At 65.2% G+C, this 24978-nt stretch carries 22 protein-coding genes; 6 read left to right on the top strand and 16 right to left on the bottom strand.

Going from position 1 to position 24978, the window contains the following annotated elements; genetic code table 11:
* The first annotated feature begins 137 nt into the window (after positions 1 to 137).
* Positions 138 to 1124, top strand: coding sequence for a cobaltochelatase subunit CobS (gene cobS / locus FOY53_RS07745; protein ID WP_146587448.1), 987 nt, complete (start codon positions 138 to 140; stop codon positions 1122 to 1124).
* Between the two features lie 173 nt (positions 1125 to 1297).
* A complete protein-coding gene (locus tag FOY53_RS07750; protein WP_146587450.1) occupies positions 1298 to 1708 on the top strand; it encodes a hypothetical protein in 411 nt (136 codons plus the stop codon).
* On the opposite strand, the gene FOY53_RS07755 is transcribed toward FOY53_RS07750, so the two are convergent.
* Complete coding sequence (locus tag FOY53_RS07755; RefSeq protein WP_146587452.1) at positions 1700 to 2524, bottom strand: alpha/beta fold hydrolase; 825 nt, start codon at positions 2522 to 2524, stop codon at positions 1700 to 1702. The two genes, FOY53_RS07750 and FOY53_RS07755, sit on opposite strands and share 9 nt — an antisense overlap.
* 119 nt (positions 2525 to 2643) lie before the next feature.
* Between FOY53_RS07755 and cobT the strand changes: the two genes are divergently transcribed.
* The 3 genes from cobT (at position 2644) to FOY53_RS07770 (ending at position 7020) form a co-directional block, all read left to right on the top strand.
* The gene (gene cobT / locus FOY53_RS07760) at positions 2644 to 4521 is read left to right on the top strand and encodes a cobaltochelatase subunit CobT (protein ID WP_146587454.1); all 1878 of its coding nucleotides are present in this window, start codon (positions 2644 to 2646) and stop codon (positions 4519 to 4521) included.
* Positions 4522 to 4815: 294 nt separating this feature from the next.
* A complete protein-coding gene (locus FOY53_RS07765; RefSeq protein WP_146587456.1) occupies positions 4816 to 6600 on the top strand; it encodes an aminopeptidase P family protein in 1785 nt (594 codons plus the stop codon).
* 75 nt (positions 6601 to 6675) lie between these two features.
* Positions 6676 to 7020, top strand: coding sequence for a DUF427 domain-containing protein (locus FOY53_RS07770; protein ID WP_146587458.1), 345 nt, complete (start codon positions 6676 to 6678; stop codon positions 7018 to 7020).
* A 178-nt stretch (positions 7021 to 7198) separates the two neighbouring features.
* On the opposite strand, the gene FOY53_RS07775 is transcribed toward FOY53_RS07770, so the two are convergent.
* Entirely contained in the window at positions 7199 to 8881 is a 1683-nt protein-coding gene (locus FOY53_RS07775) for a chloride channel protein (RefSeq protein WP_146587459.1), read from the bottom strand.
* A 74-nt stretch (positions 8882 to 8955) separates the two neighbouring features.
* Between FOY53_RS07775 and FOY53_RS07780 the strand changes: the two genes are divergently transcribed.
* On the top strand, positions 8956 to 10344 hold the full coding sequence (locus FOY53_RS07780) for an FAD-binding oxidoreductase (protein WP_146587461.1): 1389 nt from the start codon (positions 8956 to 8958) through the stop codon (positions 10342 to 10344).
* Here FOY53_RS07780 and recN read toward each other — a convergent pair.
* The 14 genes from recN to ftsW form a co-directional block, all read right to left on the bottom strand.
* Positions 10330 to 11979 carry a DNA repair protein RecN gene (gene recN, locus FOY53_RS07785; RefSeq protein WP_146587463.1) on the bottom strand — a complete coding sequence of 550 codons (1650 nt, stop codon included), beginning with the start codon at positions 11977 to 11979 and terminating at the stop codon, positions 10330 to 10332. The two genes, FOY53_RS07780 and recN, sit on opposite strands and share 15 nt — an antisense overlap.
* 39 nt (positions 11980 to 12018) lie before the next feature.
* Positions 12019 to 12873: an outer membrane protein assembly factor BamD gene (locus FOY53_RS07790; protein WP_146587711.1), complete on the bottom strand. Its 855-nt coding sequence runs from the start codon at positions 12871 to 12873 to the stop codon at positions 12019 to 12021.
* 133 nt (positions 12874 to 13006) lie between these two features.
* Entirely contained in the window at positions 13007 to 13930 is a 924-nt protein-coding gene (gene lpxC / locus FOY53_RS07795) for a UDP-3-O-acyl-N-acetylglucosamine deacetylase (RefSeq protein ID WP_146587465.1), read from the bottom strand.
* A 243-nt stretch (positions 13931 to 14173) separates the two neighbouring features.
* Entirely contained in the window at positions 14174 to 15814 is a 1641-nt protein-coding gene (ftsZ, locus tag FOY53_RS07800; RefSeq protein WP_146587467.1) for a cell division protein FtsZ, read from the bottom strand.
* Positions 15815 to 15986: 172 nt separating this feature from the next.
* Positions 15987 to 17321, bottom strand: coding sequence for a cell division protein FtsA (ftsA, locus tag FOY53_RS07805; RefSeq protein WP_146587469.1), 1335 nt, complete (start codon positions 17319 to 17321; stop codon positions 15987 to 15989).
* Positions 17322 to 18137: a cell division protein FtsQ/DivIB gene (locus tag FOY53_RS07810; RefSeq protein ID WP_146587713.1), complete on the bottom strand. Its 816-nt coding sequence runs from the start codon at positions 18135 to 18137 to the stop codon at positions 17322 to 17324. It abuts the gene before it with no gap.
* Positions 18138 to 18175: 38 nt separating this feature from the next.
* Entirely contained in the window at positions 18176 to 19090 is a 915-nt protein-coding gene (locus tag FOY53_RS07815) for a D-alanine--D-alanine ligase (protein ID WP_146587471.1), read from the bottom strand.
* Between the two features lie 84 nt (positions 19091 to 19174).
* Entirely contained in the window at positions 19175 to 20125 is a 951-nt protein-coding gene (gene murB, locus FOY53_RS07820) for a UDP-N-acetylmuramate dehydrogenase (protein WP_146587473.1), read from the bottom strand.
* On the bottom strand, positions 20118 to 20405 hold the full coding sequence (locus FOY53_RS07825) for a hypothetical protein (RefSeq protein ID WP_146587475.1): 288 nt from the start codon (positions 20403 to 20405) through the stop codon (positions 20118 to 20120). Before FOY53_RS07825 ends, murB begins: the two co-directional genes overlap by 8 nt.
* A 4-nt stretch (positions 20406 to 20409) precedes the next feature.
* Entirely contained in the window at positions 20410 to 20664 is a 255-nt protein-coding gene (locus tag FOY53_RS07830) for a DUF2484 family protein (protein WP_146587477.1), read from the bottom strand.
* Positions 20661 to 20915: a DUF2484 family protein gene (locus tag FOY53_RS07835; RefSeq protein WP_146587479.1), complete on the bottom strand. Its 255-nt coding sequence runs from the start codon at positions 20913 to 20915 to the stop codon at positions 20661 to 20663. The genes FOY53_RS07830 and FOY53_RS07835 overlap by 4 nt, the downstream gene beginning before the upstream one ends.
* Before the next feature lie 118 nt (positions 20916 to 21033).
* Positions 21034 to 22443 (bottom strand): UDP-N-acetylmuramate--L-alanine ligase, encoded by a 1410-nt coding sequence (gene murC / locus FOY53_RS07840; RefSeq protein ID WP_146587716.1) that lies wholly within the window; start codon positions 22441 to 22443, stop codon positions 21034 to 21036.
* 26 nt (positions 22444 to 22469) lie between these two features.
* Complete coding sequence (locus FOY53_RS07845; protein ID WP_146587481.1) at positions 22470 to 23582, bottom strand: UDP-N-acetylglucosamine--N-acetylmuramyl-(pentapeptide) pyrophosphoryl-undecaprenol N-acetylglucosamine transferase; 1113 nt, start codon at positions 23580 to 23582, stop codon at positions 22470 to 22472.
* A gap of 45 nt (positions 23583 to 23627) precedes the next feature.
* Positions 23628 to 24794 carry a putative lipid II flippase FtsW gene (gene ftsW, locus FOY53_RS07850; RefSeq protein ID WP_146587483.1) on the bottom strand — a complete coding sequence of 389 codons (1167 nt, stop codon included), beginning with the start codon at positions 24792 to 24794 and terminating at the stop codon, positions 23628 to 23630.
* Positions 24795 to 24978 lie beyond the last annotated feature (184 nt).

Raw genomic sequence — 24978 nt, forward strand, 5'->3', positions numbered from 1 at the left:
TGCGGACCTGTTCAACTCGGCGGCTTCAACTCGGCTGCGGCCCGAACGAACATGCGCGCTTCCCCTTGCCCCTCAGCGCGTTATGTTGCACGACGGGCACGAGACGAAAACGCGCGACGCTAAAGGACGGTTCCACCATGGCTGACGGTACAATCGACATCAACGCAAAACCTACCGAGGAAATCGACGTCCGCGAGGTTTTCGGAATTGATACCGACATGATCGTGCACGGCTTTCCCGACCGGACCGAGCGGGTGCCGGATATCGACAGCACCTACAAGTTCGACCCCGACACCACTCTGGCCATCCTCGCGGGCTTTCGCAACAACCGCCGGGTGATGATCCAGGGCTACCACGGCACCGGCAAATCGACCCATATCGAACAGGTGGCGGCGCGTCTGAACTGGCCTGCTGTCCGGGTCAATCTGGACTCGCACATCAGCCGGATCGACCTGATCGGCAAGGATGCGATCAAGCTGGTGGACGGCAAGCAGACGACTCAGTTTCAGGAAGGCATCCTGCCCTGGGCCCTGCGCAACCCCTGCGCCATCGTCTTTGACGAATACGACGCTGGCCGGGCCGACGTGATGTTCGTCATCCAGCGCGTGCTCGAGACCGACGGCAAGCTGACGCTGCTGGACCAGAACCAGGTGCTGACACCGCACAAGTATTTCCGCATCTTCGCCACCGCCAACACGGTCGGCCTGGGCGACACAACCGGCCTGTATCACGGCACTCAGCAGATCAACCAGGGCCAGATGGACCGCTGGTCGCTGGTGGCGACCCTGAACTACCTGTCGATCGACGCCGAGACCGCCATCGTGCTGTCCAAGAACCCGCACTACAACACCGAGAAGGGCCGCAAGACCCTGCGCCAGATGGTGACGGTGGCGGATCTGACCCGGACGGCCTTCATGAACGGCGACCTCTCGACGGTCATGTCGCCACGCACGGTCATCGCCTGGGCGCAGAATGCCGAAATTTTCCACAATCTCGGCTATGCGTTCCGCGTCTCTTTCCTGAACAAGTGTGACGAACTCGAGCGTCAGACCGTGGCCGAGTTCTATCAGCGCTGCTTTGACGAGGAACTGCCGGAAAGTGCGGCGTCCCTCAGCATGAGCTGATCGCGACCCGACCAGTCGCCGCTTGCCCTGATGCACAACCCGACCATGCAACCCCGCCACGTCCGGCGGGGTTTTTCCGTGCAGACGCGGGATATCAGTACCATTTGTAGCACTTTCCGAAAAAGTTTTCATTCCGCTTAATTTTTGAGCCATTTTTGTGGTGCACTGTGTCCATGATGGAGACCGCGCCGCGATATTCCGGTACGCGTTGTGCCGCATTGATCTGGTTCACCGTACTGGCCGGGCCAGCCACAGCCCTGCCCGACAGGCCCGGCGACCTGGCACGGATGTTTGCGACCTGCGCCGGACGCATGACCGCGATGATGGAGTTTCAGTGGAGCTTCGACGGCGCCGCTTCGGAACGCACCGGCGAGACGCTCAGAGACTTCGATGTGCTGCTCGAAGCGGCCCTTGGTCCCGGGGCCACGGGGCGTGACGCGCTGAACTGGCGGATCGACGCAAAGATGGCGCACAGCCGATTGCTCAATCTCGCCACGTTCGGGCGCGACGACCGACTGCGGAGCCAGGCGAGCCGCGCCGCAGAGCTGTATCTGTCAGAGTGTGAAGACGTTCTGCTAAAATGACCTGTGCCCCTGGGGCTGCGCCAGGATACGCGCCAGCACCCGGGCGACCGCCGCCGGGTTGTCACGGGTCATGAAATGACCGGCGTCGGGGATCACCTCGGTACCAACGCCCCGGGCGCGGAGCAGCTCCGGCTCGGGAACATCCGCGGATCCGACATTGCGGGCCAGACTTTTTGCCCCGTAAAGATAGGTGCGGGGGCAGGCCAGATTCAGAAAGCTCTGCTCGAGCTCCGGGTCCAGATCGACCAGGCCGCTGGCATTTCCATGCAGCGCACCCGGATCGGCCAGCCGCCAGGACGCGTGCAGGAATCCATAGAACGGCTGGCCGCTGATCGCTTTGGCGCGGATGTCGTGCATTTGCGCCGGATAGCCACCGGCCGGATAGGCCGCGCCGTCCTGCTGTGCGATGCCTCGCGACGCGGCACCGCCCCCGGGGCGCAGGTTGCCCTCGGCCACCACAAGGTGATGCACCAGGTCCGGCCGCGCGGCGGCCAGCGCCATGGCGACGGACCCGCCCATCGAATGCCCGAACAGAACGCAGGGCCCCGGCTTCAGGTGATCCAGCACCCTGGCGACAACAGCGGCATGCGCACGCGGGGTATGGTCGAAATCCTGTGCCGCCTCGCTGAAACCCGACCCCGGCAGATCGATCAGGATCCGCCGCGCATCGGCAAGCGCCGGATCACAGACCACATCCAGGAAATTCGCCGCCGCCGCAAAGCTGAGCGCAGGCAGACACACCAGCGGCAGGCCGGTCCCGGCGAGATCGTGCCAATGCACCAAGGCGTCGTGCTGCGGGAGGTAAAGTGAGTGCATGTGGCGCGGCCTTCGGTTCCGGTCGCGCGCAGACTACGGTGCCCTGCCACGGCCGACAAGCACGGCGCGGCACAGATCTGCCCTTGTCAAACTCGGTGGGATGTCCAATTAGTCTGGGTATGGCTCAGCATTCCGACAACCCCGCAGATCCCTTCAAGAAAGCCCTTGCCGAGGCGACCAAGGTCATGGCCCACGACCGCGACCTGACGGTCAGCTATTCGGTCGACCCTTCGGGCGTGTCCGGCGACGCGATGCGCCTGCCGCAGGTGTCGCGCCGCATGACCCGGGATGAAGTCTTGCTGGCGCGCGGCACGGCGGATGCCCTCGCGCTCTATCGTCGGTATCACGACACAGCCACCCACAGCCGCTATGCTCCTCCGGGCGACATGGCGCGCGAGCTTTACGAAGCGATGGAGACGGCCCGCTGCGAGGCGATGGGCGCACGGGACATGCCCGGCACCGCCGGCAACATCGACGTGAAGATCAGCCACGAGGCCGCCCGGCGCGGATACGATCAGGTAAAGCAGGCATCCGATGTGCCGCTGGCGGTCGGCGCAGGCTATCTGATCCGGCATCTGGCGACCGGTCGGGCCCTGCCGCCGGGCGCGCAGAACGTCATGGACCTGTGGCGCGGCTTTATCGAGGATCAGGCCGGCGGAACACTGGACGGGTTGCAGGACAAGCTGGCCGATCAGGGGGAATTTGCCAAATTCTCCCGCAAGATCATTTCCGACCTCGGATACGGCGACCAGCTGGGCGATGATCCGGACGACATGAACGACGACTCGGACGATCAGGCCGAAGACGGCGGCGAGGAAGAGCAGGATCCCGACAGCACCGGCGACGACGAGGACGGCGAGGAAGATTCCGAGAGCAGCCCCGAATCGTCGCAGGACGAGACGCAGGACAGCAGCCAGGCGCAGGTTTCGATGGACGAACTTGCGGATCAGGAACTGGGCGACGAGGCCGAGATGCCCGAAGGCGAAGCTCCGATGGAGCCCCCTGCCCCGCAGCCGGTTTCCGACGCCGACCCGAATTACACCGTTTATGACAGCGCGCACGACGAAGAGATCAAGGCCGAGGATCTGGCCGAGCCGGTCGAACTGGAACGCCTGCGCGCCTATCTCGACCAGCAGCTCGAACCGCTGAAGGGTGCGGTGAGCCGTCTCGCCAACAAGTTGCAGCGCCGCCTCCAGGCGCAGCAGAACCGGTCGTGGGAATTCGATCTGGAAGAAGGCATGCTCGACGCGGGACGTCTGGCGCGGGTGGTGGTCAGTCCGACGACGCCGCTGTCCTTCAAGATCGAGAAGGACACCGAATTCCGCGACACGGTGGTGACGCTGCTGCTCGACAACTCGGGCTCGATGCGCGGTCGACCGATCTCGATCGCTGCGATCTGCGCCGACGTTCTGGCCCGCACGCTCGAGCGCTGCAACGTCAAGGTCGAGATCCTGGGCTTTACCACCAAGGCCTGGAAAGGCGGCATGGCGCGCGAGAAATGGCTTGGCGCCGGGCGCGAACAGCAGCCCGGGCGGCTGAATGACCTGCGCCATATCATCTACAAGGCCGCGGATGCGCCCTGGCGGCGGACGCGCGCCAACCTGGGTCTGATGATGAAAGAGGGCCTGCTGAAGGAAAACATCGACGGCGAGGCGCTGGAATGGGCGCACCGTCGCATGGTGCACCGCCCCGAGGCGCGCAAGATTCTGATGGTGATTTCAGACGGTGCGCCCGTGGATGATTCGACGCTGTCGGTCAATCCGGCCAACTTTCTGGAGAAGCACCTGCGCGATGTGATCGCCATGGTCGAGCGGCGTCGTCAGGTCGAACTGCTCGCCATCGGCATCGGCCATGACGTGACGCGCTACTACAACCGGGCAGTGACGATCACCGATGTCGAACAGCTTGCCGGGGCGATGACCGAACAACTGGCGTCGCTGTTTGATTCCGATCCGCGGGCCCGGGCCCGGGTTATGGGACTCAAGCGCGCTTCCTGACCGGGTTGCGGCACGGCTGCGCTGACTGACGGTGATCTGGCATTGCGCCCCGGGCGGGCGGCGGATGAGGGCGCTGGCTCCGACGCCCCTGCGCGCGACTCCCCCGGAATATTTCTGCCCTAAGCAGGTCCAAGGGCGCGGCAGCGGTGGTTGCGGCGACCATTTTCCCGGCCACTTGGCGAAGTCATGACAGGGCCCGGCGGACCGCGGGGTCGATCATCGGCCTGTGGCCAAAGGTTGCACTGGCAGACTGTCCGGAAAGCGGTATTCTGCGGCGCAGAGACGGGAGACGCCATGTTCCAGAATTTTGTCGAAACCGCATCCCCCGCGCAGGGCCCGGCACGGCTTGAGGCGCTGCGCGCGGTGCTGAGGGCCGAAAATCTGGACGGATTCATCGTGCCGCGCGCCGATGCGCATCAGGGCGAATATGTGGCCCCGCGTGACGACCGGCTGGCCTGGCTGACCGGTTTCACCGGATCCGCCGGATATTGCGTGGCGCTGCACGAAACGGCCGGCGTCTTTGTCGACAGTCGCTACCGGGTTCAGGTCAGGACACAGGTCGACGAGGCGTTCACACCGGTGAACTGGCCCGAGGTCGGGTTGGCAGAGTGGATCGGCAAGGCGCTGCCCGGCGGCGGGCGCGTCGGGTTCGACCCCTGGCTGCACGCCGTCGAGCCGCTGCGCACGCTGCGGGCCGCCCTGCCGTCGGTCACGCTCGACCCTGTGGACAACCTGGTCGACCGGATCTGGACGGATCAGCCTGCACCGCCCTGCGGCGCGGTTTTTGCGCATCCGATCGAGCTTGCCGGCGAAGCGCATGGCGACAAGATTGCCAGACTGGCCAAAGGTTTGGGACGGGCCGAAACCTGTGTGATCACCCTGCCGGACTCGCTTGCCTGGCTGTTGAACATCCGCGGATCGGACATACCGCGCAATCCCGTCGCGCATGGCTTTGGCCTGTTGCATGCGGATGCCACGGTGACGCTGTTCATCGACACGGCCAAGCTGGGCGGTCTGGACGGGCATCTCGGGCCACGGGTGACTGTTGCCCCGCAGGACAGCTTTCTCGCCGCGCTGGCAGCGCTTGGCGGCCCGGTGGCGATTGATCCCGCCAGCTGTCCGGTGGCAGTCGCGCAGACCCTGTCGGGTGCCGGGCTCGAGGTCATCGAAATGCCCGACCCCTGCGTGCTGCCCAAGGCCACCAAGAACGAAACCGAGATCGCCGGCAGCCGCGCCGCGCATCTGCGCGACGGCGCCGCGATGGTGCGTTTTCTGGCCTGGCTGGACGCGCAGGCTCCCGGCAGCCTGACCGAGATTGATGTGGTGACCGCACTCGAGGCGGAACGCCGGGCGACCAATGCGCTGCGCGACATCAGTTTCGAGACGATCAGCGGCACCGGGGCGCATGGCGCGATCGTGCATTACCGCGTCACGGAAAAGACCAACGCCCGGGTCGAAGACGGCCATCTGCTGCTGGTGGATTCCGGCGGGCAGTATGTGGACGGCACCACCGACATCACCCGCACCGTCGCAGTGGGCCAGGTGGGCGCGGAAGAGGCCCGTGCCTTTACCCGCGTGCTGCGCGGCATGATCGCCATCAGCCGGGCGCGCTGGCCTCAGGGGCTTGCCGGGCGCGATCTGGATGCGCTGGCACGTGTGCCGCTGTGGGAGGCCGGGATGGATTACGGCCATGGCACCGGGCACGGGGTGGGCAGTTACCTCTGTGTACACGAGGGGCCGCAGCGGCTGGCCCGCACCGGGACCGTGCCGCTGATCGAAGGCATGATCCTGTCGAACGAGCCGGGCTTTTACCGCGAAGGCGCCTATGGTATCCGTATTGAGAACCTGATTGTGGTGGCCCGGGCCGAGGCGCTGGCCGGTGCGACGGTTCCGGAAATGCTGTCCTTCGAGACACTGACTTACGTCCCCATCGACCGGCGGCTGATCGTCAGGGAGATGCTGAGCAGAGCCGAGACCGACTGGCTGAATGCCTATCACGCGACCTGTCGCGCACGCATCGCCCCCCTGGTCGAGGGTGCGGCACGGGACTGGCTGACGGCAGCGACCGAGCCGCTCTGACGGCGCGGCGGATCTGAGATGACACACGCCCGTTACGCGGGTGATTGATGACAATGGAATTCTGGGAGAGACACGATGAGCAAACACATCACCATCCGGCCCGCCGAGGGCACCTGGGTCGTGCGCGCCGGCGGCGCGGTGCTGGGCGAAAGCAATGCGGCGCTGGAACTGAGCGAAGGCGACCTTCCTTTCGTGATTTACTTTCCGAAGTCGGACATCGCCATGGCGCTGCTGGACAGCACGGATCACACCACCGCCAACCCGCACGTGGGTCAGGCGTCATATTTTTCGATCATGTCCAAGAGCCGGACCTATGCCAACGCCGCCTGGTGTTACGAAGACCCCAAACAGGATGTGGCCGGAATCAAGGGGTATCTGGCGTTCCACGTCCAGGACGGCGTGATGGTCGAACAGATCTGACCCCGGCCCGGTCGGCAGAAATCATGTCCGTGTTGCCCGCCAGGCTGGCGGGCGGTGCCTGTACGCCTCCGCTCCGCGTACATCGGCCAGGACCCCAGCTTCAGACATGCGGTGCCTCTGTGGTGACCGCTGTGCTGCCTGGCGGTGCGGGCTGCGCCGTGCGCGGGCTGTCAGCGCCTCAGCTGTGCTCTTCGGCAGCCGTTGCCGCCAATGCCCGGTTATAGGCCTTCAGCGCGTCGAGGTGGAACAAGGCGCCCTGCAGCACGGGTCGCTTTTCGACGCCGTGAATCTCCACCACCGGCAGGAACGGCCGACCTGACGTGTCGAACAGAGGCAGCACCACGTCCAGTGTCGAGGTTGCGTTGACAAACAGGCCCTGCGCCACCATCTCGCCGCAGGCTTCAAGATCTTCCGGCGGCAGATCCTGCATTTTGCGCATCACGCCGCTGACCCGGAACATCCTGAGCAGATAGGCCTGCGGCCCGGCCGCCAGATGGACATTGCGTCGCTCCAGCTGGGTGAGGAAAAACGAGCGGTCCACCAGACGCGAGGCCAGGCTGGTGGACAGCGACACCGACACCATCACCGCCAGTCCGGTCTGCCAGTCTCCGGTCAGTTCGAACACGATCAAGGTGGTCGATATCGGTGCCCCGAGAACCGCCGCCGCCACAGCCCCCATCCCGGCCAGAGCATAGAGCGTCGAGGCCCCGGACTGGTCGGGGAACAGCCCGGTGGCAATCAGGCCGAACGCCATGCCGGTCAGCGCCCCGATCATCAGCGCGGGCGAGAATATGCCGCCGCCCATGCGCCCGGCAAAGGTGATGGCAACGGCCATGACCTTGAGCACCGCAAACACAATGGCTTCGTAGAGGATCAGATCCCCGGTCAGGGCGCGGCTGGTCGTCTCGTAGCCGACCCCGATGATGTGCGGGAACCAGATCGCCAGCGCGCCCAGCAGCAGCCCTGCGGTGGCCGGGCGCAGCAGGTTGGGCAGGCTCAGGCGACGTTGCAGCCGACTGCCCAGATCGTCGGCCCAGAAGATCCCGCGCATGGTGATCACCGCGACAAGTCCGCAGACCAGTCCGAGCAGCAGAAAGGCCGGAAGCTCGAGATAGAACTCGACGACGGTGGTGCCGGGCAGACGGAATTCGGTCACGTCGCCAAACGCCAGCCGGTTGATCACGGTGCCGGCCGCCGATGCCACCACAATCGGCGCAAAGGCATGCAGGGCAAAGTGCCGCAGCACCACCTCGAGCGCAAACAGTGCGCCGGCGATGGGGGCATTGAACGAGGCTGAAACGGCGGCGGCCACGGCGCAGCCCAGCAGGTCGCGCCCGGTGATTCCATCCGCGCGGATCAGGTTGCTGACCCAGCTCGAGATCATCGCCGCCATGTGCACCACCGGGCCTTCGCGCCCCGACGAGCCCCCGGTCGACAGGGTGATCCAGGAGGCAAGGACCGACGCGATGCCGGCCTTGCGTTCCACCCGGCCGTTGTACAGTGCGGCCCCTTCGATCACATCCGCAACCGCGCGCACCCGACCGTCCGGCGTGAAAAAATGCACGATCAATCCGACGACAAGGCCCCCGGCCACCGGGATCAGCAGCACCAGATACCAGGGCAGTGTCTCGGCGAAACTGGCCAGAAGGTTGACATCCTCGGTGCCGTAGAGCGCGGTCTGCAAACCCTCGATCGCCTTGCGGAACAGCAGCGCCGCGGTGCCGGCAGCGATACCGATGGCCAGGGCGATGAACCAGAACTGCACCTGTCCGGGCCCCCGGTGCCGCAGCAATTGCCAGCCGCGCCCACAGCTGGCCTTTGCCTCGTTCCACTGCCGTCTGACCAAAGGGTCCGTTGCCATACCGTCTCCGTCATCAGGGTTTCGCATGTGCAACACCCGGGCTAGGATCACGCCTGATTTACCGGAGTCGTTTCATGCCCCAGCCCCAGGCCCTGTCTGCCCTTGGTACTTTCCTAGGCCAACGGCTCAGCACGTCCAAGTCCGATCTGGACCTGCACGGCCGGTCGGAGTCATATTTTGCCCTGACCCCGCCGGATGCGGTGGCCTATCCCGAGTCCACCGAGGAGGTGCAGCAGATCCTGCGGATCTGCCACGAACACGGGGTGCCCGTCACCGGCTGGGGCACCGGCACCTCGCTCGAAGGCCATGCGCTGGCGGTCGCGGGCGGCGTGGTGGTGGACTTCAGGTTGATGGACAGGGTGTTGGAAATCCGCGCCGCAGACATGGATGTGGCGGTGCAGCCCGGCGTGACCCGCGAAGCGCTGAACCAGCAACTGCGCGCGACGGGGTTGTTTTTTTCGGTCGATCCCGGAGCGAATGCCTCGCTTGGGGGGATGGCGGCGACAGGCGCCTCCGGCACAACATCGGTGCGCTATGGCACGATGCGCGACAATGTCCTGGCGATGCAGGTCGTGCTGGCGGATGGCCGTGTCATCCGCACCGGCGGGCGGGCGCGCAAATCTTCGGCCGGGTATGATCTCACCGGGTTGATGGTCGGCTCCGAAGGCACATTGGGCCTGATCACCGAACTCACCCTGCGTCTGCATGGCGTGCCCGAGGCGGTCTCGGCCGGGGTCTGCGCCTTTGCCGGGATCGAGGATGCGGTGAACGCGGTGCTCGACACCATCCAGATGGGCATTCCGGTGGCGCGGATCGAATTCGTCGATGCCGCCACGGCGGCCGCCTTCAACGCCTATGCCGGGACCAGCCTGCCGGAGTGCCCGCATCTGATGCTTGAATTTCACGGCAGTCCGGACAGCGTCAAACAGGACTCTGAACGCTTTGGCGAGATTGCCGCCGAACATCACGGCCGCGGGTTTCAGTGGTCGACCCGCGAAGAAGACCGTCGCGCGCTGTGGGCGATGCGCCACAACGCCTATTACGCCATACTCGCATCCCGCCCCGGCGCGCGGGCCCTGGTCACCGACATCTGCGTGCCGATTTCGCGGCTGGCTCAGGCAGTGACGGAAACCCAGGCAGACCTGTCGCGCGCCTCGATCCCCGGCCCGATCCTTGGCCACGTCGGAGACGGCAACTTTCACAGTGTTCTGCTGGTTGATCCCGCCCGCCCCGAGGATCTGGCCGAAGCAAAGGCACTGTCGCACCGCATGGTGGAGCGGGCGCTGGACCTTGGCGGTACCGCAACCGGTGAACATGGTGTCGGTCTGGGCAAGCTGGACTACATGCAGCGCGAACACGGCGACGGTTGGGATGTGATGACCACCCTGAAACAGGCGCTGGACCCCAAGGGCATCCTGAACCCGGGCAAGCTTGTCCGGAGCCCCGGGCTATCCCGCCAATAGGGCCCGAGCAGCGGCGCGCGCCTCGGTGGTCACGATGTCACCAGCGAGCATACGGGCAATCTCGGCTTCGCGCTGATCGGCGTCCAGGGGCACAACCGTCGAGGTGGTCACCTCGGCCTCGATCCGCTTTTCCACCCGCCAGTGATGTGCCCCAAGGGCTGCCACCTGCGGTGAATGGGTCACCACCAGCACCTGCCCGCCCTGCGCCAGCGCCGACAGCCGCCGCCCGACGGCATCGGCGGTGGCGCCCCCGACCCCCCGGTCGATTTCGTCAAAGATCATGGTGACGCCGCGGTTGCGCTCCTTGCTCAGGCAGACTTTTAGAGCAAGAAGAAAGCGGCTGAGTTCGCCCCCCGACGCGATCTTGCCCAGAGGCCCGGCCGGAGCACCGGGGTTGGTGGCAACGGTAAAGGCCACCACATCGCGGCCTTCGGGTCCGGCGGGCCCCTCGTCCAGTGCCGTCTCGAAAACCGCGCGCTCCATTTTCAGCGGCGCGAGTTCGGCCGAGACGGCAGCGTCCAGCCGTGCGGCCGCGCTGCGGCGGGCCAGGGACAACGCCGCGGCAGCCGTATCATACCCATCCTCTGCGCGGCGCAGCTCGGCCTTGAGGGCGGCCAGATCCTCGGCCCCCTGATCCAGCGCCGCCAGTTTGCCGTGCAGCCCGGCGGCAAACTCCGCCAATTCGTCCGGGGCCACCTGATGTTTGCGCGCCAGCGCCCGGATCGCAAACAACCGCTCTTCGGCGGCTTCGAGGGCATGGGGATCGAACGACAGCCCGTCAAGACAGCTTTCCACCCCTGCCGTCGCCTCGCCCAGTTCGACCATGGCGCGTTCCAGCGCCGCCAGCGGCGCCTCAAGCGCGCCCTCGGCCTGCTGGGCCACGCCATCCAGCCAGCGCAGGGCGTCTCCCATCGCCTGCTCGGCGCCGTTTGCAAGCGCGACGCGGGCACGACTGATGTCTTCGCGGATGCGCTCGGCGCCCTGCATGTGGCGACGCTGTGCGTCGAGCTGAGCTTCTTCGCCGGGTTGCGGATCGAGCGAGTCCATCTCGGCCACCGCATGGCGCAGGAAATCCTCTTCGGCGCGCACCGCGTCAAGGGCGGCCTCGGCGGCGTCCAGCGCCCGGGTGGCCTTGGTGCGCCGGGTCCAGGCCTGCCGCGTGGCATCCAGCGCCGCCTCGAGTCCGGCATAGCTGTCCAGCAGCGTGCGGTGCCCGCGCGGGTTCAGCAACCCGCGATCGTCATGCTGGCCGTGCAATTCGACCAGTGTTTCCGACAGGGCGCGCAGCACCTCGCCTGAACAGCGGCGGTCATTGACCCAGGCGGTCTTGCGGCCGTCGGCGGCATTGACCCGGCGCAAGATCAGCTCGCTGCCCGCCGGAAGCCCGGCATCCTCCAGCACCGCCCGTGCCGCGTGCTCGGGTGCGAGCTCGAATACGGCCGTGACCTCACCCTGATCCGCCCCCGCGCGCACCAGTTCCGCGCGCCCGCGCCAGCCCAGCACAAACCCCAGCGAATCCAGCAGGATCGACTTGCCCGCGCCGGTTTCCCCGGTCAGCACGTTCAGGCCCGGCTGAAAGGCAAGTTCCAGCCGGTCGATGATGAGCATGTCGCGGATTTCAAGCGCGCGCAGCATGGAACGCCCCCTTACGAACGGCCCCGGGCCGCCCCGGACTTAAAGCCACTGACCCTTGATCATTTGCCGGTAGATCTTGGCCAGCCAACTGTCGCCCGCCGCTTCCAGCTCGAGCCCACGCCCGGTGAGCAGCTTGTAGCTGTCATCGTACCACTGCGTCGATTGATAGTTGTACCCCAGGATCGCTCCCGCGGTCTGCGCCTCCTGGGTCAGACCCAGCGAAAGATAGGATTCGACCAGACGGTGCAGGGCCTCGGCGGTGTGGGTGGTGGTCTGGAAATCCTCGACAACCACACGGAACCGATTGACCGCAGCCGCATAGTTGCGCCGCTTGAGATAGTAGCGCCCGATTTCCATCTCCTTGCCGGCCAGGTGGTCAAAGGCCAGATCGAACTTGAGAACCGACGAGCGGGCATATTCGCTGTCCGGATAGCGTTCGATCACTGTACGCAGGCTTTGCAGCGCCTGGAACGTCAGGCCCTGATCGCGGCCGACTTCCTCGATCTGGTCATAATAAGACAGGGCCAGCAGATATTGCGCATAGGCTGCATCGTCCTCGAGCGGATAGAAATCGATATACCGCTGAGCCGCAGAACGGCTGTTTTCGTAGTCCTTGTCACGGTGATAGGAAAACGCCTGCATGATCAGCGCGCGCTTGCCCCACTCGGAATAAGGGTACAGCCGCTCGATCTCGCCAAAGTAAAAGGCAGCCCGCGTGGGATCGTTGCGGTTCAGTTCGAACTCGCCCCGTTCATAGATCTGCTCGGCGGTATAGTTTTCGAGCGCGGGATCACCCCCCAGAGCGGTGGACTCGGTGCGGTCACCGCAGGCCGAAACGAGGCCCAACACCAGAACTGCCCCGATCACAGATAGTCGCGACCTGCCGCCTGTCATGCTGCTCACCCTTGATTGCGCAATGCGGGACTTGTGCCCTGCTCTGGCCCCGGTCCTAGCACAGAAAATTCTGGTGCAAAACGCCTTTGCACCGTTTTCCGCCGACGCTGTGGCAAGTTCTGAACCAGTCGGTTCAGGCGACTGCCGGAATTTCGTGACAGTCGACACCAGCACCCGGCAAACGGGCCGCAGTTTCCGCAGAGACGAACACCATGCGAAAGGCGTCGGGTGTGTCGAAAAGGGCGCGCAGCAGCAGGTTTGTCAGGGTGTGACCCGCCTTGTGGCCGGTGTAGTGCCCGAGAATCGGGGCACCGGCCAGCGCCAGATCGCCCAGAGCGTCCAGCATCTTGTGGCGCACCGCTTCGTCGGCATGGCGCAGGCCACCAGGGCTCAGCACCTTGTCGCCATCGACCACAACAGCGTTGTCCATCGTGCCGCCCAGGGCCAGACCCATTTCACGCATCGCATCCACATCCGCCTGACGGCAGAAGGTGCGGCTGTCGCACAGCTCGCGCACAAAGGTGCCGTTGCGCAGGTCCAGAGACTTGTTCTGGGTGCCGATCGCCCCGTCCGCAAACGAAATGTGGAAATCCATCGTCAGACCGCCATTGCCCGGCTCCAGACGCGCCCAGCCTTGGTCTGTCTTGACCTCGACCGGTGCCAGGATCTCGATCACGCGCACCGGAGCGTCAAGCTCGCGTACGCCACGCGCCAGAACGCCGCGCACAAACGGCGCCGCGGATCCATCCAGGATCGGCACTTCGGGACCGTCGATCTCGATCAGGGCGTTGTGCACGCCGCAGCCGACCAGAGCGGCCATCACATGTTCAATGGTGGACACCGAAACGCCGACGCGGTTGAAAATCCGGGTGCACAGCGGTGTGTGTTCGGTCGCGTCCCAGCGCGCCGGAATCATCGCATCCCCGACGGCGATATCGGTGCGCTTGAACCAGATCCCGTGTTCCGCCGAAGCCGGACGGATGGTCAGGCGGGCGGACTTGCCCGAGTGAAGGCCGACGCCCGAAAACGAGATCGCTGATCTGATGGTTGTCTGCACGGCTCTCTCCTCAGGACTTGGCGAAAACGCTTAACGCCCGTTAACGCTTGAGCATGAGATAAGCGGTCCCCCCTGCTGTCTCAAATCAAAGATTGCAACGGTCTGAAACATCACTGTGTGGGGGTCGGCACAACCCCGCCCATCGCCGGAACGGGCCAGACAACATACTGTTATAAAACGGAAAAACGCCCCCGAAATCCGGGGGCGTTTGCGTCATCTCCTCTAGGGAGTGAACGATTTGGTTCAGTTGGCCTGACGCCGCAGGAATGCGGGGATCTCGATCCGCTCCTGATCGGGATCATTTTCCGGCTCGATCATCGGATCGGGCTGTACCTGCTTGCGGGCCTGAACCGACGGCTGCTGGCGACGGGTCGCCGGTGTCTCCTGTCCGTGTCCGGTCATCCGGTTGATCAGCGAGTTGATGCCAAAGCGCGGATTGCGGTCGTTTTCCGACGCCTCCTGTGCGGCCTGGGCGGCGGCAGTGCGCCCCATTCCCTGAGGCTGGTTCGGACGGGCGCGGGCGGCTGCGGCCTGCAGGCGCGACATGGTTTCTGCCGAAGGTGTGCCCGGCGCCGGGGCGCGGGGCGCGACAAAGGTGTCGGGCTCGGCTTCGATTTCGGCACGCGGCTGGAACTGTGCAACCTGAGGCTTGTAGGCCGGCGGCGGCAGGCCGTCACTCTGGGCGGCCTCCTCGTAGCGGTCATCCTCTTCGAAGACGTCGTTCTGCGCGTCTGCGGACTGCGACATTCCCTCGAACAGCGACGGCTCTTCTTCTTCGTACTGCGGCTCGGCCTGCTGTGCGGCAACGGGCTGGGCTGCGGGCTTGGGCTGCGGCTTGGGGGCCGGAGCTTCGATCGACTGCTGCTTCAGCGGCTGGGCAAGCGAGCGCCGCGGCACCGGCATTTCGGTGTTCACGTCCATCGCATCAATGCCGGTGGCAACGACGCTGACGCGCATCTTGCCTTCCATCGTGCTGTCGAGGGTCGAGCCGACGATGATGTTGGCGTCCTGATCCACTTCTTCGCGGATCCGGTTCGCGGCCTCGTCCAGTTCGAACAGCGTCAGGTCGTGGCCGCCGGTGATGTTGATCAGAACACCCTTGGCGCCGCGCAGGCTGATCTCGTCGAGCAGCGGGTTGGCAATCGCCTTCTCGGCGGCCTGGATCGCGCGATCCTCGCCCTCGGCCTCGCCGGTGCCCATCATCGCCTTGCCCATCTCGTCCATCACCGCGCGCACGTCGGCAAAGTCGAGGTTGATCAGGCCGGGACGCACCATCAGGTCGGTCACGCCCTTGACGCCCTGATAAAGGACATCGTCCGCCATCGAGAAGGCTTCGGTGAAGGTGGTCTTTTCGTTGGCGAGGCGGAACAGGTTCTGGTTCGGAATGATGATCAGCGTGTCCACGACCTTCTGGAGGGCTTCGACACCATCCTCGGCCTGCTTCATCCGCTTGTTGCCCTCGAACTGGAACGGCTTGGTCACGACACCGACGGTGAGAACACCGAGCTCGCGCGCCGCCTGGGCGATGATCGGCGCCGCACCCGTCCCGGTGCCGCCGCCCATGCCCGCGGTGATAAAGCACATGTGCGCCCCGGCCAGGTGATCGACGATCTGCTCGATGCTTTCCTCGGCGGCGGCGGCACCAACGCTTGCGCGTGCCCCGGCCCCCAGACCCTCGGTGACTTTCACACCCAACTGGACCTTGCTTTCAGACTTGCTTTGCTGCAGCGCCTGAGCGTCCGTGTTGGCCACTACGAAATCGACGCCATCCAGCGCCTTTTCGATCATGTTGTTGACTGCGTTGCCCCCGGCGCCGCCAACACCGAACACCGTGATCCGGGGTTTCAAGTCGTCGTGTCCGGGCACCGAAAGGTTCAAAGTCATTGATTTTTCCGCCTGCTGTTATGGCCTGTTTCAGGCCCTTTTTGCGCCTATTCCCGCCAAGTTTAACGAATCATGCCCATCGCGTCACGCGAAAAACACTTTAAAGCCACCAAATGTGGCGCTTTTCTAGCCGCGACTCGCGGGATTTCGCCGAATCGGCCAGATATTGCGTTTACCAATTGTCTCGGAACCATTTTACCGCCCGTTTCAGGGATCGCGCCGGGTAACGTTCAACCGGAATTTCAAAGTCCCACCATTCGTCCTGCGGGTGCGCTGCGAACAGGCACAGACCGACGGCGCTGGCAAAACCCGGACCTGTCGCGGCCTGTGGCAAGCCATGCACCCGCATCGGCCGGCCCAGCCGGACCTGCTGGCCAAGGATCTTGCTGGCCAGCCCGTCCAGCCCGGGAATCTGGCTTGCGCCCCCGGTCAGCACGATCTGCTGGCTGGGCAGATGCTCGAATCCGGCGGCGTCCAGACGGGCGCGCACTTCTTCCAGGATCTCTTCGACCCGCGGCCGCATGATGCCGATCAGTTCCGCGCGGCTGACGGTGCGGCGGTCGTGGTGCCAGTCGCCGGTGTCGCCGCCGATCTCGATCATCTCGCGGTCGTCCATGCCGGTGGCGACTACCCCGCCGTAGAACGTCTTGATCCGTTCGGCCGTGGCCATCGGCACCTGAAGACCCATCGAGATGTCGCCGGTGACGTGATCGCCGCCCATCCGCACGCTGTCGGCATAAATCATGTGCTTTTTCATGAAGATCGACACACCGGTCGCACCGCCCCCAAGGTCGATGCAGGCGGCGCCCAGCTCCTGCTCGTCCTCCACCAGCGCCGAAACGCCGCTGACATAGGCGGATGAGGCGATGCCGGCCAGTTCCAGGTCGCAGCGCTTGACGCAGTGCGCCAGGTTCTGGATTGCCATGCCTTCGACGGTCAGCATGTGCATGTCGGTGCTGAGGGTCTGGCCGATCTGGCCGCGCGGATCGCCCAGCCCCGAACGGTGATCCAGCGCAAAGTTCACCGGCTGCGCGTGCAGCACTTCGCGGCTGTGTCCGAAATCCGGCACGTCGCAGGCGCTCAGCACGCGGGCAATGTCCTGCTCGGACACTGTGGTGTTTTCGATCTCGACCTTGCCGTCCAACCCGTAGGACCGCGGCTCGGCGCCGGAAAAACAGGCGATGACATGATCGACCCGGATCTGCGCCATCTTCTGCGCGGCCTGAACGGCAGTGCGGATTGCGCGCTCGGTCTCTCCCATGGCGTCGATCTCGCCAAAGCGTACGCCGCGCGACCGGGTGGTCGCCGCGCCGATGACGCGAAACCCCGACTGCCCCGCCAGAGATCCGATGCCGTCGTTTTCGCCGCCCTTCTCCGAACCGTCGAACCGCAGCACCAGGCAGGCGATCTTGGATGATCCCACGTCCAGAATCGCGATCACCCCCCGCTGCATCGCGGCCTTGCGCATGTTGCGCATCGCGCGCTGGGATTCGTACAGCTCGATCATTCAGTTATCCCCAACTTTTATCGTCTTCATGCGCAGCATTTCCTGCACCGCGTGTTCGCTCAACCGCAACGTCGGCCGTTGCGGCAGCCGCAGATCGACCGCCTGCAAATCCCGGTTCAGAAGGTCCACCGCCTGATCCATCGCAATGGCCCGCTCCAGCGCCTGAACGGCACCGTTTTCGGGCAGCATCACCCGCTGATCCCGGTCCAGGACAATGTCCCAGCGCCGCTGCCCGATCCGCTGCACCGCCCGCAGACGCGGCCACAGCGGCTTGGCGGCCGCCAGGAGCGCCAGCGCCTCGGGGACGTACCCGTCCGCACCGCGCCCCGCGATCAGCGGCAGTTCCGCCTGATCGCCGCGCCGCGCGACCGGTCCGACGTGCACGCCGTTGCGGTCCAGCAATTCAAGGCCGTCGACGCTGCGCCAGACGACAACCGGCACGCGTTCGACAACATCAATCTGCAGCACCCCGCCCTGCCGGATGCGCAAGCGCGCGGATTCAACCGCGTCCAGCCCCGCAACGGCTTCGCGCATCACATCCAGATCAAGGTCAAAGGAAGAGATCGGAAAGGCCACCGGCAGGATTTCCCGGATGTCCTCGGACACCCCGTCGCTGGCGCCGTCGATGGCCATCAGCTTGACCATGAATTCCGGGCGTTGCTCGACCACAGCCCGGGCGTTGGCGATCATGCCGGTAAAGGCGTCGCGGTTGTCCTGCGCGGAAAACCACAGCGAGGCCCCCCCGAAGGCAATCGCGAAGGGCAAGCCGACCCGCAACAGGATACGGTAGAGCGGTGTCAGCATCATCCGGTTCATGCGGTATCGCAGTCTGGATGGTGCGGGATCGGCGCGGCTTATCTGTTGCACGATGCGTCCTCCACCATCCAGGAACACATCTCGGGAAAGCTCATTCCGACGGTCTGGCCCTGTTCGGGCGACAGCGACGTGGGCGTCATGCCGGGCTGGGTGTTGGTCTCGAGCAGAAACAACCCCTCGAGGCCGCGCGCCTCGTCCCAGCGGAAATCGGTGCGGCTCACCCCGCGGCAGCCCAGCGCCCGGTGGGCCCGCAGCGCGTACTCCATGCAGGCGTCAAAGATCTGTTGCGGGATGACGGCCGGCACCACATGGCGCGATCCGCCAGGCTTGTACTTGGCGTCGTAGTCGTACCACCCGTCGGTCAGGATATCCGTCACCGTCAGCGCCCGGTCCCCCATCACCGTGGTGGTCAGTTCGCGCCCCGGGACAAAGGTTTCGACCATCACCACATCGGGCATGTCGTCGGACAGTTGCGGCGGCCCGTTCGCGGCATCCTGCACCAGATACACCCCGACCGAGGAACCTTCGTTGTTCGGCTTGACCACATAGGGCGGCGCCATCGCATGCGCACGGCGGACCGCGTCCCGGGCCATCAGCAGGCTCTGCACCACCGGCAGCCCGGCATCGCGGAACACCTGCTTTGTGCGTTCCTTGTCCATCGCCAGCGCCGAGGCCAGCACGCCGGAATGTGTGTAGGGAATCCGCAGCCATTCCAGCAGTCCCTGGACACAGCCATCTTCGCCCCAGCGACCATGCAGGGCGTTGAAAACGACGTCGGGCGCGGCGTCGGCAAGACGCTGCGCCAGGTCCGGGCCGGCATCGACCTCGGTCACATCATATCCGAATTCCCGCAAAGCAACGGCGCACTCTCGCCCTGAGCTGAGCGATACCTCGCGTTCAGCCGAGGGTCCGCCCATCAGTACCGCTACTTTCGGGAGTGTCCCGCTCGACATCCCAAACCGCCTCAATATGTCCCGGGCGTGTCGCCCTTGTTTTTATGTGCAGCCTGCCTGTGGCCACGTCGTTTTTTTCTTATTTCAGCGGTCGTTATCGGCCGCTGTTTCGCGCGTCGGTTCTCCGATCCGCATGATTTCCCAGTGTAGCTCTATTCCGCTGTGTTGGAAAACCTTTTTTCTCACTTCCTCGCCCAACCCCTCAAGATCGGAGGCGCTTGCGCCGCCGGTATTCACCAGGAAGTTGGGATGCATCTCGCTCATCTGCGCCCCGCCCCTTCGCGCGCCACGCAGCCCGGCGTCGTCTATCACTTTCCAGGCCTTGAGATCATGAACGTCGTCCGCGCGCCCGGTGCTGGAAAAACCGGCCGGGTTGCGAAACGTGCTGCCCGCGGTGCGCTCTTTTGTCGGCTGGCTGGCGTCGCGGCGGGCAATCTGTGCCGCCATCCGCTCGGCAAGCTCTGCCGGATCACCGGTGGGCGCTTCAAAGGTGGCACTGACCAGCACCCAGCCCTCGGGCAGATCGCTGCTGCGGTACCCCAGGTTGAGCGTCTCCGGTGCCAGCGTCACCAAGGCGCCCGCACGCGTTACGGCCTGCGCCGAGACCAGCACGTCGGCGACATAAGAGCCATAGCAGCCGGCGTTCATCCGCACCGCGCCGCCGATCGCCCCCGGAATGGTGCGCAGGAACGTCAGGTCAAGTCCGGCAACGGCAGCCTTTTTCGCCACATGCGCGTCCAGCGCCGCCACGCCGACCGTCACCCGGGTGCCGTCGATCACAATATCGTTGAAGCCGCGCCCCATGCGGATCACCACGGCGCGCAGGCCGCCGTCCCGGACGATCAGGTTCGACCCCACCCCCATGGGAAACACCGCCGTTCCGGACGGCAGCGCGCTCAGGAACGCCTGCAAGTCGGACAGATCGGCAGGCTGGAACAGCCAGTCGGCCGGCCCGCCCACGCGCAGCCAGGTCAGGTCGGACAACAATCTGTCGCGGGTCAGAGAGCCGCGCACGTTTTGGGGAATGTCAGTCATGTGGCGGTTTCTGCCTGTCTTTGCGGCTGCGGTAAACCCCCGTAAGCAGCCCGGTGACACCGCCAAGAAACACCGGCAGCACCGTCAGCACCGCAAGGATGGAAACACCGATGGCGTCCCAGCCCTGATGTGCCTGCCCGGCATGGATCGCCCAGCCCAGGAGAAGCACACAGACCGCCAGACCGCCCCAGACGAGGCGCGCAAGCCCGAAGCGCAGTGCGGCCAGCGTGCCGATCAGTGCCCCCACGTAACACAGCAGCGGCAGGCCATAGACGATCACCCGCTCAGGTTCCGCGTCCGAGCCGTGCCGCGACCCAGCGTCCGAGATACCGCAGCGGCCAGCGCAGTACCGACATGCCCGCCGCCAGCACCAGCAGCCCGATCCAGGGACCGTTCTGCCAGGTGACATAGCCCAGCAGCGGGATGCCTACCGCAATCAGCACATAGGCCCGGGTCCAGTGATTGTCGCGGCTGGGGATCATCGCCAGAACATTCGCCGCCAGGGCCCAGATCAGGGCAAGTACGATCGACAGGTTCATCTGGGCACCTCGGGGTTTCGGCCTCGGGCCTTTGCCCAGAAATAACGCAGCGGATTGCGGAACAACGACCCAAAGGCCACCAGTCCCAGCAGAGACCAGACCGGTCCGACGTCAAAGCCGATCCAGACCAGCAGTACGGGGGCCGCCAGCATCAGCAGCACGCCCGGAACATATTGCCGCCGCAGCGGCAGCATCGCCGTCACGCAGGACGCCAGCACCCAGAAACAGCCAATGATCAGCGAGGTGCTCATCTCTTGCGCGCCTCGGGACCAGCCAGGTGGTAGGGCACGCAAGCCTTGCCAGGGCAGCGGTCGGCACTCAGGCCAGCCGCTCGCCCCTGCCCCGGTGCCAACCCGCGCAGCACCGACGTCACCCGGCCAGCTTTCCGGCCAGTTTCCCGGGCAGCGCATTGGCCCAGGTGCTGATCGTGCCCGCCCCGAGACAGACCACCATATCCCCGGGCTGGGTCTGTTCCCGAACCAGCCGTTCCAGGTCGGCCTCGTCGCGGATCGCCCGGGCGTGGCGGTGGCCGTGGCGGATCAGGCCCGCCACCAGATCGTCGCGCGACGCCCCCGGGATCGGATCTTCTCCGGCAGCATACACTTCGGCAATGGCCACCACGTCCGCATCGTTGAAGCAGGCGCAGAAATCGTCAAACAGCGACGACAGCCGCGAATAGCGGTGCGGCTGGTGAACCGCGATCACCCGGCCTTCTGTTGCCTGCCGCGCTGCCTTGAGCACGGCGTTGATCTCGACCGGGTGGTGCCCGTAGTCGTCAATGATCGTCACGCCGTCGACCTCGCCCACCCGGGTAAAGCGACGGTTGACGCCACCGAAGGCCGCCAGCGCGGTGCGGATCTCGTCCCGTTCCATCCCGAGGTGCCGGGCCACGGCCACCGCCGACAGGGCGTTGCTGACGTTGTGATCACCCGGCATCGGCAGCGTGCATCCCTCGATCATCAGACCCTCGGCCTGCAGCGCGATGTCGAACTGCGCCACACCCTTGGCATAATGCAGGTTCACGGCGCGCACGTCCGCCTGGGCGTTGAAACCATAGGTCAGCACCCGGCGGTCGGTGATCTTGCCCACCAGCGCCTGTACTTCGGGATGATCGGTGCAACAGACCGCAAGGCCGTAAAACGGTATCTTGGACACGAAGTCGTAGAACCCGCGGCGCAGCGCGTCGAAATCGCCCCAGTGTTCCATATGCTCGGGGTCGATGTTGGTCACGATGGCGATTGTTGCCGGCAGCCGGTTGAAGGTGCCGTCGCTTTCGTCCGCTTCGACCACCATCCATTCGCCTTCGCCCATGCGGGCGTTCGAGCCGTAGTTGTGGATGATGCCGCCGTTGACCACTGTCGGGTCGATGCCGCCGGCCACCAGCAGTTCGGCCACCAGAGTTGTCGTCGTTGTCTTGCCGTGGGTGCCCGCCACCGCGATATTGGACCGGAGCCGCATCAGTTCCGCCAGCATCTCGGCCCGGCGCACCACCGGCAGGCCACGCAGGCGCGCCTCGTCCAGTTCGGGATTGCCCGGCTTTATCGCCGAGGAAATCACCACCACTTCGGCGCCCTCGAGGTTGGCGCCCGACTGGCCCTCGAAAATCTCGGCACCAAGCCCTTCCAGCCGGTCGGTGATCTTGGACCGTTTCAGATCCGAGCCCTGAACCTGATAGCCCAGATTCAGCAGCACCTCGGCGATGCCGGACATGCCGATGCCGCCGATGCCGACAAAATGAATGGGCCCGACATCGCCGGGAAGCTTGGTTGCGGCGCGCATCATCTCGGCCCCTCTTATTGTCTTGTTCATCTGCTTGGCTCCTGCTCTGCCAGTTGCTCGACCAGGGCCGCGAGTTCTGTTGCCGCGTCGGGGCGGCCCACCGACAACGCGGCCTGCGACATCTGCAAGGCACCGCCGGGGTTGTCCAGCACCGCCAGGATCGCCTCGGAGAGCGAGTCGACGCTCAATTTTGCCTCGGGGATGCGGATCGCCGCGCCCGCTTCGACCAGTGCGCGGGCGTTGGCGGTCTGGTGATCGCCGGTCGCGGCAGCAAAGGGGATCAGGATCGACGGGCGACCGATCACGCTGATATCCGCCACCGACGAGGCACCGGAGCGCGAAATCACCAGCTGCGCCTCGCTCATCCGCGTCGGGATGTCGTGAAAGAACGGCTGGACCTCGGCGTCGATGCCCTGTTCGGCGTAATAGGTTGCCACCCGTTCGCCATCCTCGTCCCGCGCCTGATGCGCAATGCGCAGGTGACGCAGCGCTTCCATCGGCAGGGCGGCAATGGCCGGCGGCACCACGTCCGACAGGATCCGCGCGCCCTGCGAGCCGCCGATCACCAGGATCGACATCGGGTATTCGCCAGGGGGGATGTAGGATGACCCGGCCCGTTCATGAACCGACAGCCGCACCGGATTGCCGACATGCACGCCGCTGATCCCTTCAGGCAGGGTCGTCGGCCAGGTGCCGCAGGCCACCACGTTCACCCGCTTGGCAAAGATCCGGTTGACCCGACCCAGCACGCCGTTCTGTTCGTGGATCATCCGCGGCAGTCCCAGCAGCACCGCCGCACCCAGCGCCGGAATGCTGGGATAGCCGCCAAACCCGACAACCGCCGCGGGGCGGTCGCGCCGCATCCGCAGCGCCATGCTCAGCACGCCGCGCGTGACCTTGAACGGCACCGCCGCCTTGGCCAGCGGCCCGCCCCGGGCAAAGGTGGCGGAATCCACCTGCTCGATCTCGACCGAATGCGGAAAGCCCCCGGTATAGCGCGCACCGCGTGCGTCGGTGCTCAGCTTCACACGCCAGCCCCGCCGCAGCATCAGTTCCGCCAGCGCCTGCGCCGGGAACATATGTCCGCCCGTGCCGCCCGCTGCGATCACCAGCAACGGCGGCTTTGCCTGCTCAGCCATGACCCGACCAGCAGGCGCCCTGCGGCGCCCTGTACATCAGAGTGTTCATCGGCCTCTCCCTCTCAGAATATCGCCGATTTCACCCTGAGGGCGCGCCCGTGTAAAGGCCAGCAGCATCCCGACCGCAATTCCGCCCGCAATCAGCGAAGACCCGCCGTAGCTGACAAACGGCAAGGTCATGCCCTTGGCGGGCAGCAGCCGCACCGCGACACCCATGTTGATCATCGCCTGCACGCCGAACATGCAGGCAAGACCTGTCCCCGCGAGGCGGATGAACGGGTCACGTTCCCGCATCAGGCGAATCAGGCTGCGCACCACGATGGCGGCATAGATGGCAAGGATGCACAGCACCAGCACCAGCCCGTATTCCTCGGCGGCGACGGCGATGATGAAATCGGTGTGCGCATCCGGCAGCGACCATTTCACCTGTCCCTCGCCGACACCGACCCCGAAGAACCCGCCCTCCTGGATGGCGTTGGTGGCGTAACCCATCTGCGTGTTCGGATCGACCTCGGGGTTCAGGAACCCGTCGATTCGGCGGGCAAAATGTTCGGAATTCTCATAGGCGATGGTGCCGGCGAAAACCACGAGCCCGGCCATCCCCACCAGCAACACCATCGGCGCTCCGGCGACAAAGTACATCACGCCCCAGCCAAACAGCACCAGACAGGCCTGACCGAAATCCGGCTGCAGCGCCAGCATCAGCACGATCGCCACGGCCAGCGCAAAGGACCACAGAGTGCCCGGCGGGCCGTTGACCTCCTGGTTCGCGGCCATCATCCAGGCTGCGACCACCACAAAGCCGGGCTTGAGGAATTCGCTGGGCTGCACGCTGGCAAAACCCAGCGAGTACCAGCGCATCGCGCCCTTGCCAAAGTCTGTGCCAAAGAACGGCAGCAGCGCCAGCGCCACGAACGCCCCGAGAAAACCGATCACCGCAAGGCGCCGCACCAGAACCGGCGACAGCAGCGATGTCAGGAACATCGCCGTCAGGGCCAGGCCGCCAAAGAACGCCTGTCGCTGAACATAGTGGAACGGCTGAAGATTGTTGCGCTCCGCCAGGGGCGGGGACGCCGCGAGACCAAGCAGGATGCCGATCCCGAACAACATCAGGATGCAGGAAAGAGACCATTTGTCGACTGTCCGCCACCATTTCGGCAACACAGGTTCGCTGTCGCGCACGGAAACCGTGCCGTAAACCATTTCGGTCATGGGAATACCGCCATCACTGCCTCTGAACGCCCGGTTGTCCGGATCTGAGCGCAAGTGTAGCGAATTCGAGCCCCTCAAGCCAGAGGAAACACGCCGGTTTTCACTGTCAGATCGGCTCGGCGTCGGAGCAGCGGCGGTTGACCGTCCGCGCCGTGTCTGACCGGCCGGGCCACTGGTTCACAGG

This window comes from Puniceibacterium confluentis (assembly GCF_007923445.1).
In the GTDB taxonomy this organism is placed as follows: domain Bacteria; phylum Pseudomonadota; class Alphaproteobacteria; order Rhodobacterales; family Rhodobacteraceae; genus Puniceibacterium; species Puniceibacterium confluentis.

What these genes read in the sequence shown, in the direction of transcription:
- cobS (WP_146587448.1), top strand. Translation starts at nt 138, where the DNA reads ATGGCTGACGGTACAATCGACATCAACGCAAAACCTACCGAGGAAATC.
- FOY53_RS07750 (WP_146587450.1), top strand. Translation starts at nt 1,298, where the DNA reads ATGATGGAGACCGCGCCGCGATATTCCGGTACGCGTTGTGCCGCATTG.
- FOY53_RS07755 (WP_146587452.1), bottom strand. Translation starts at nt 2,524, where the DNA reads ATGCACTCACTTTACCTCCCGCAGCACGACGCCTTGGTGCATTGGCAC.
- cobT (WP_146587454.1), top strand. Translation starts at nt 2,644, where the DNA reads ATGGCTCAGCATTCCGACAACCCCGCAGATCCCTTCAAGAAAGCCCTT.
- FOY53_RS07765 (WP_146587456.1), top strand. Translation starts at nt 4,816, where the DNA reads ATGTTCCAGAATTTTGTCGAAACCGCATCCCCCGCGCAGGGCCCGGCA.
- FOY53_RS07770 (WP_146587458.1), top strand. Translation starts at nt 6,676, where the DNA reads ATGAGCAAACACATCACCATCCGGCCCGCCGAGGGCACCTGGGTCGTG.
- FOY53_RS07775 (WP_146587459.1), bottom strand. Translation starts at nt 8,881, where the DNA reads ATGGCAACGGACCCTTTGGTCAGACGGCAGTGGAACGAGGCAAAGGCC.
- FOY53_RS07780 (WP_146587461.1), top strand. Translation starts at nt 8,956, where the DNA reads ATGCCCCAGCCCCAGGCCCTGTCTGCCCTTGGTACTTTCCTAGGCCAA.
- recN (WP_146587463.1), bottom strand. Translation starts at nt 11,979, where the DNA reads ATGCTGCGCGCGCTTGAAATCCGCGACATGCTCATCATCGACCGGCTG.
- FOY53_RS07790 (WP_146587711.1), bottom strand. Translation starts at nt 12,873, where the DNA reads ATGACAGGCGGCAGGTCGCGACTATCTGTGATCGGGGCAGTTCTGGTG.
- ftsZ (WP_146587467.1), bottom strand. Translation starts at nt 15,814, where the DNA reads ATGACTTTGAACCTTTCGGTGCCCGGACACGACGACTTGAAACCCCGG.
- ftsA (WP_146587469.1), bottom strand. Translation starts at nt 17,321, where the DNA reads ATGATCGAGCTGTACGAATCCCAGCGCGCGATGCGCAACATGCGCAAG.
- FOY53_RS07810 (WP_146587713.1), bottom strand. Translation starts at nt 18,137, where the DNA reads ATGAACCGGATGATGCTGACACCGCTCTACCGTATCCTGTTGCGGGTC.
- FOY53_RS07815 (WP_146587471.1), bottom strand. Translation starts at nt 19,090, where the DNA reads ATGTCGAGCGGGACACTCCCGAAAGTAGCGGTACTGATGGGCGGACCC.
- murB (WP_146587473.1), bottom strand. Translation starts at nt 20,125, where the DNA reads ATGACTGACATTCCCCAAAACGTGCGCGGCTCTCTGACCCGCGACAGA.
- FOY53_RS07830 (WP_146587477.1), bottom strand. Translation starts at nt 20,664, where the DNA reads ATGAACCTGTCGATCGTACTTGCCCTGATCTGGGCCCTGGCGGCGAAT.
- FOY53_RS07835 (WP_146587479.1), bottom strand. Translation starts at nt 20,915, where the DNA reads ATGAGCACCTCGCTGATCATTGGCTGTTTCTGGGTGCTGGCGTCCTGC.
- murC (WP_146587716.1), bottom strand. Translation starts at nt 22,443, where the DNA reads ATGCGCGCCGCAACCAAGCTTCCCGGCGATGTCGGGCCCATTCATTTT.
- FOY53_RS07845 (WP_146587481.1), bottom strand. Translation starts at nt 23,582, where the DNA reads ATGGCTGAGCAGGCAAAGCCGCCGTTGCTGGTGATCGCAGCGGGCGGC.
- ftsW (WP_146587483.1), bottom strand. Translation starts at nt 24,794, where the DNA reads ATGACCGAAATGGTTTACGGCACGGTTTCCGTGCGCGACAGCGAACCT.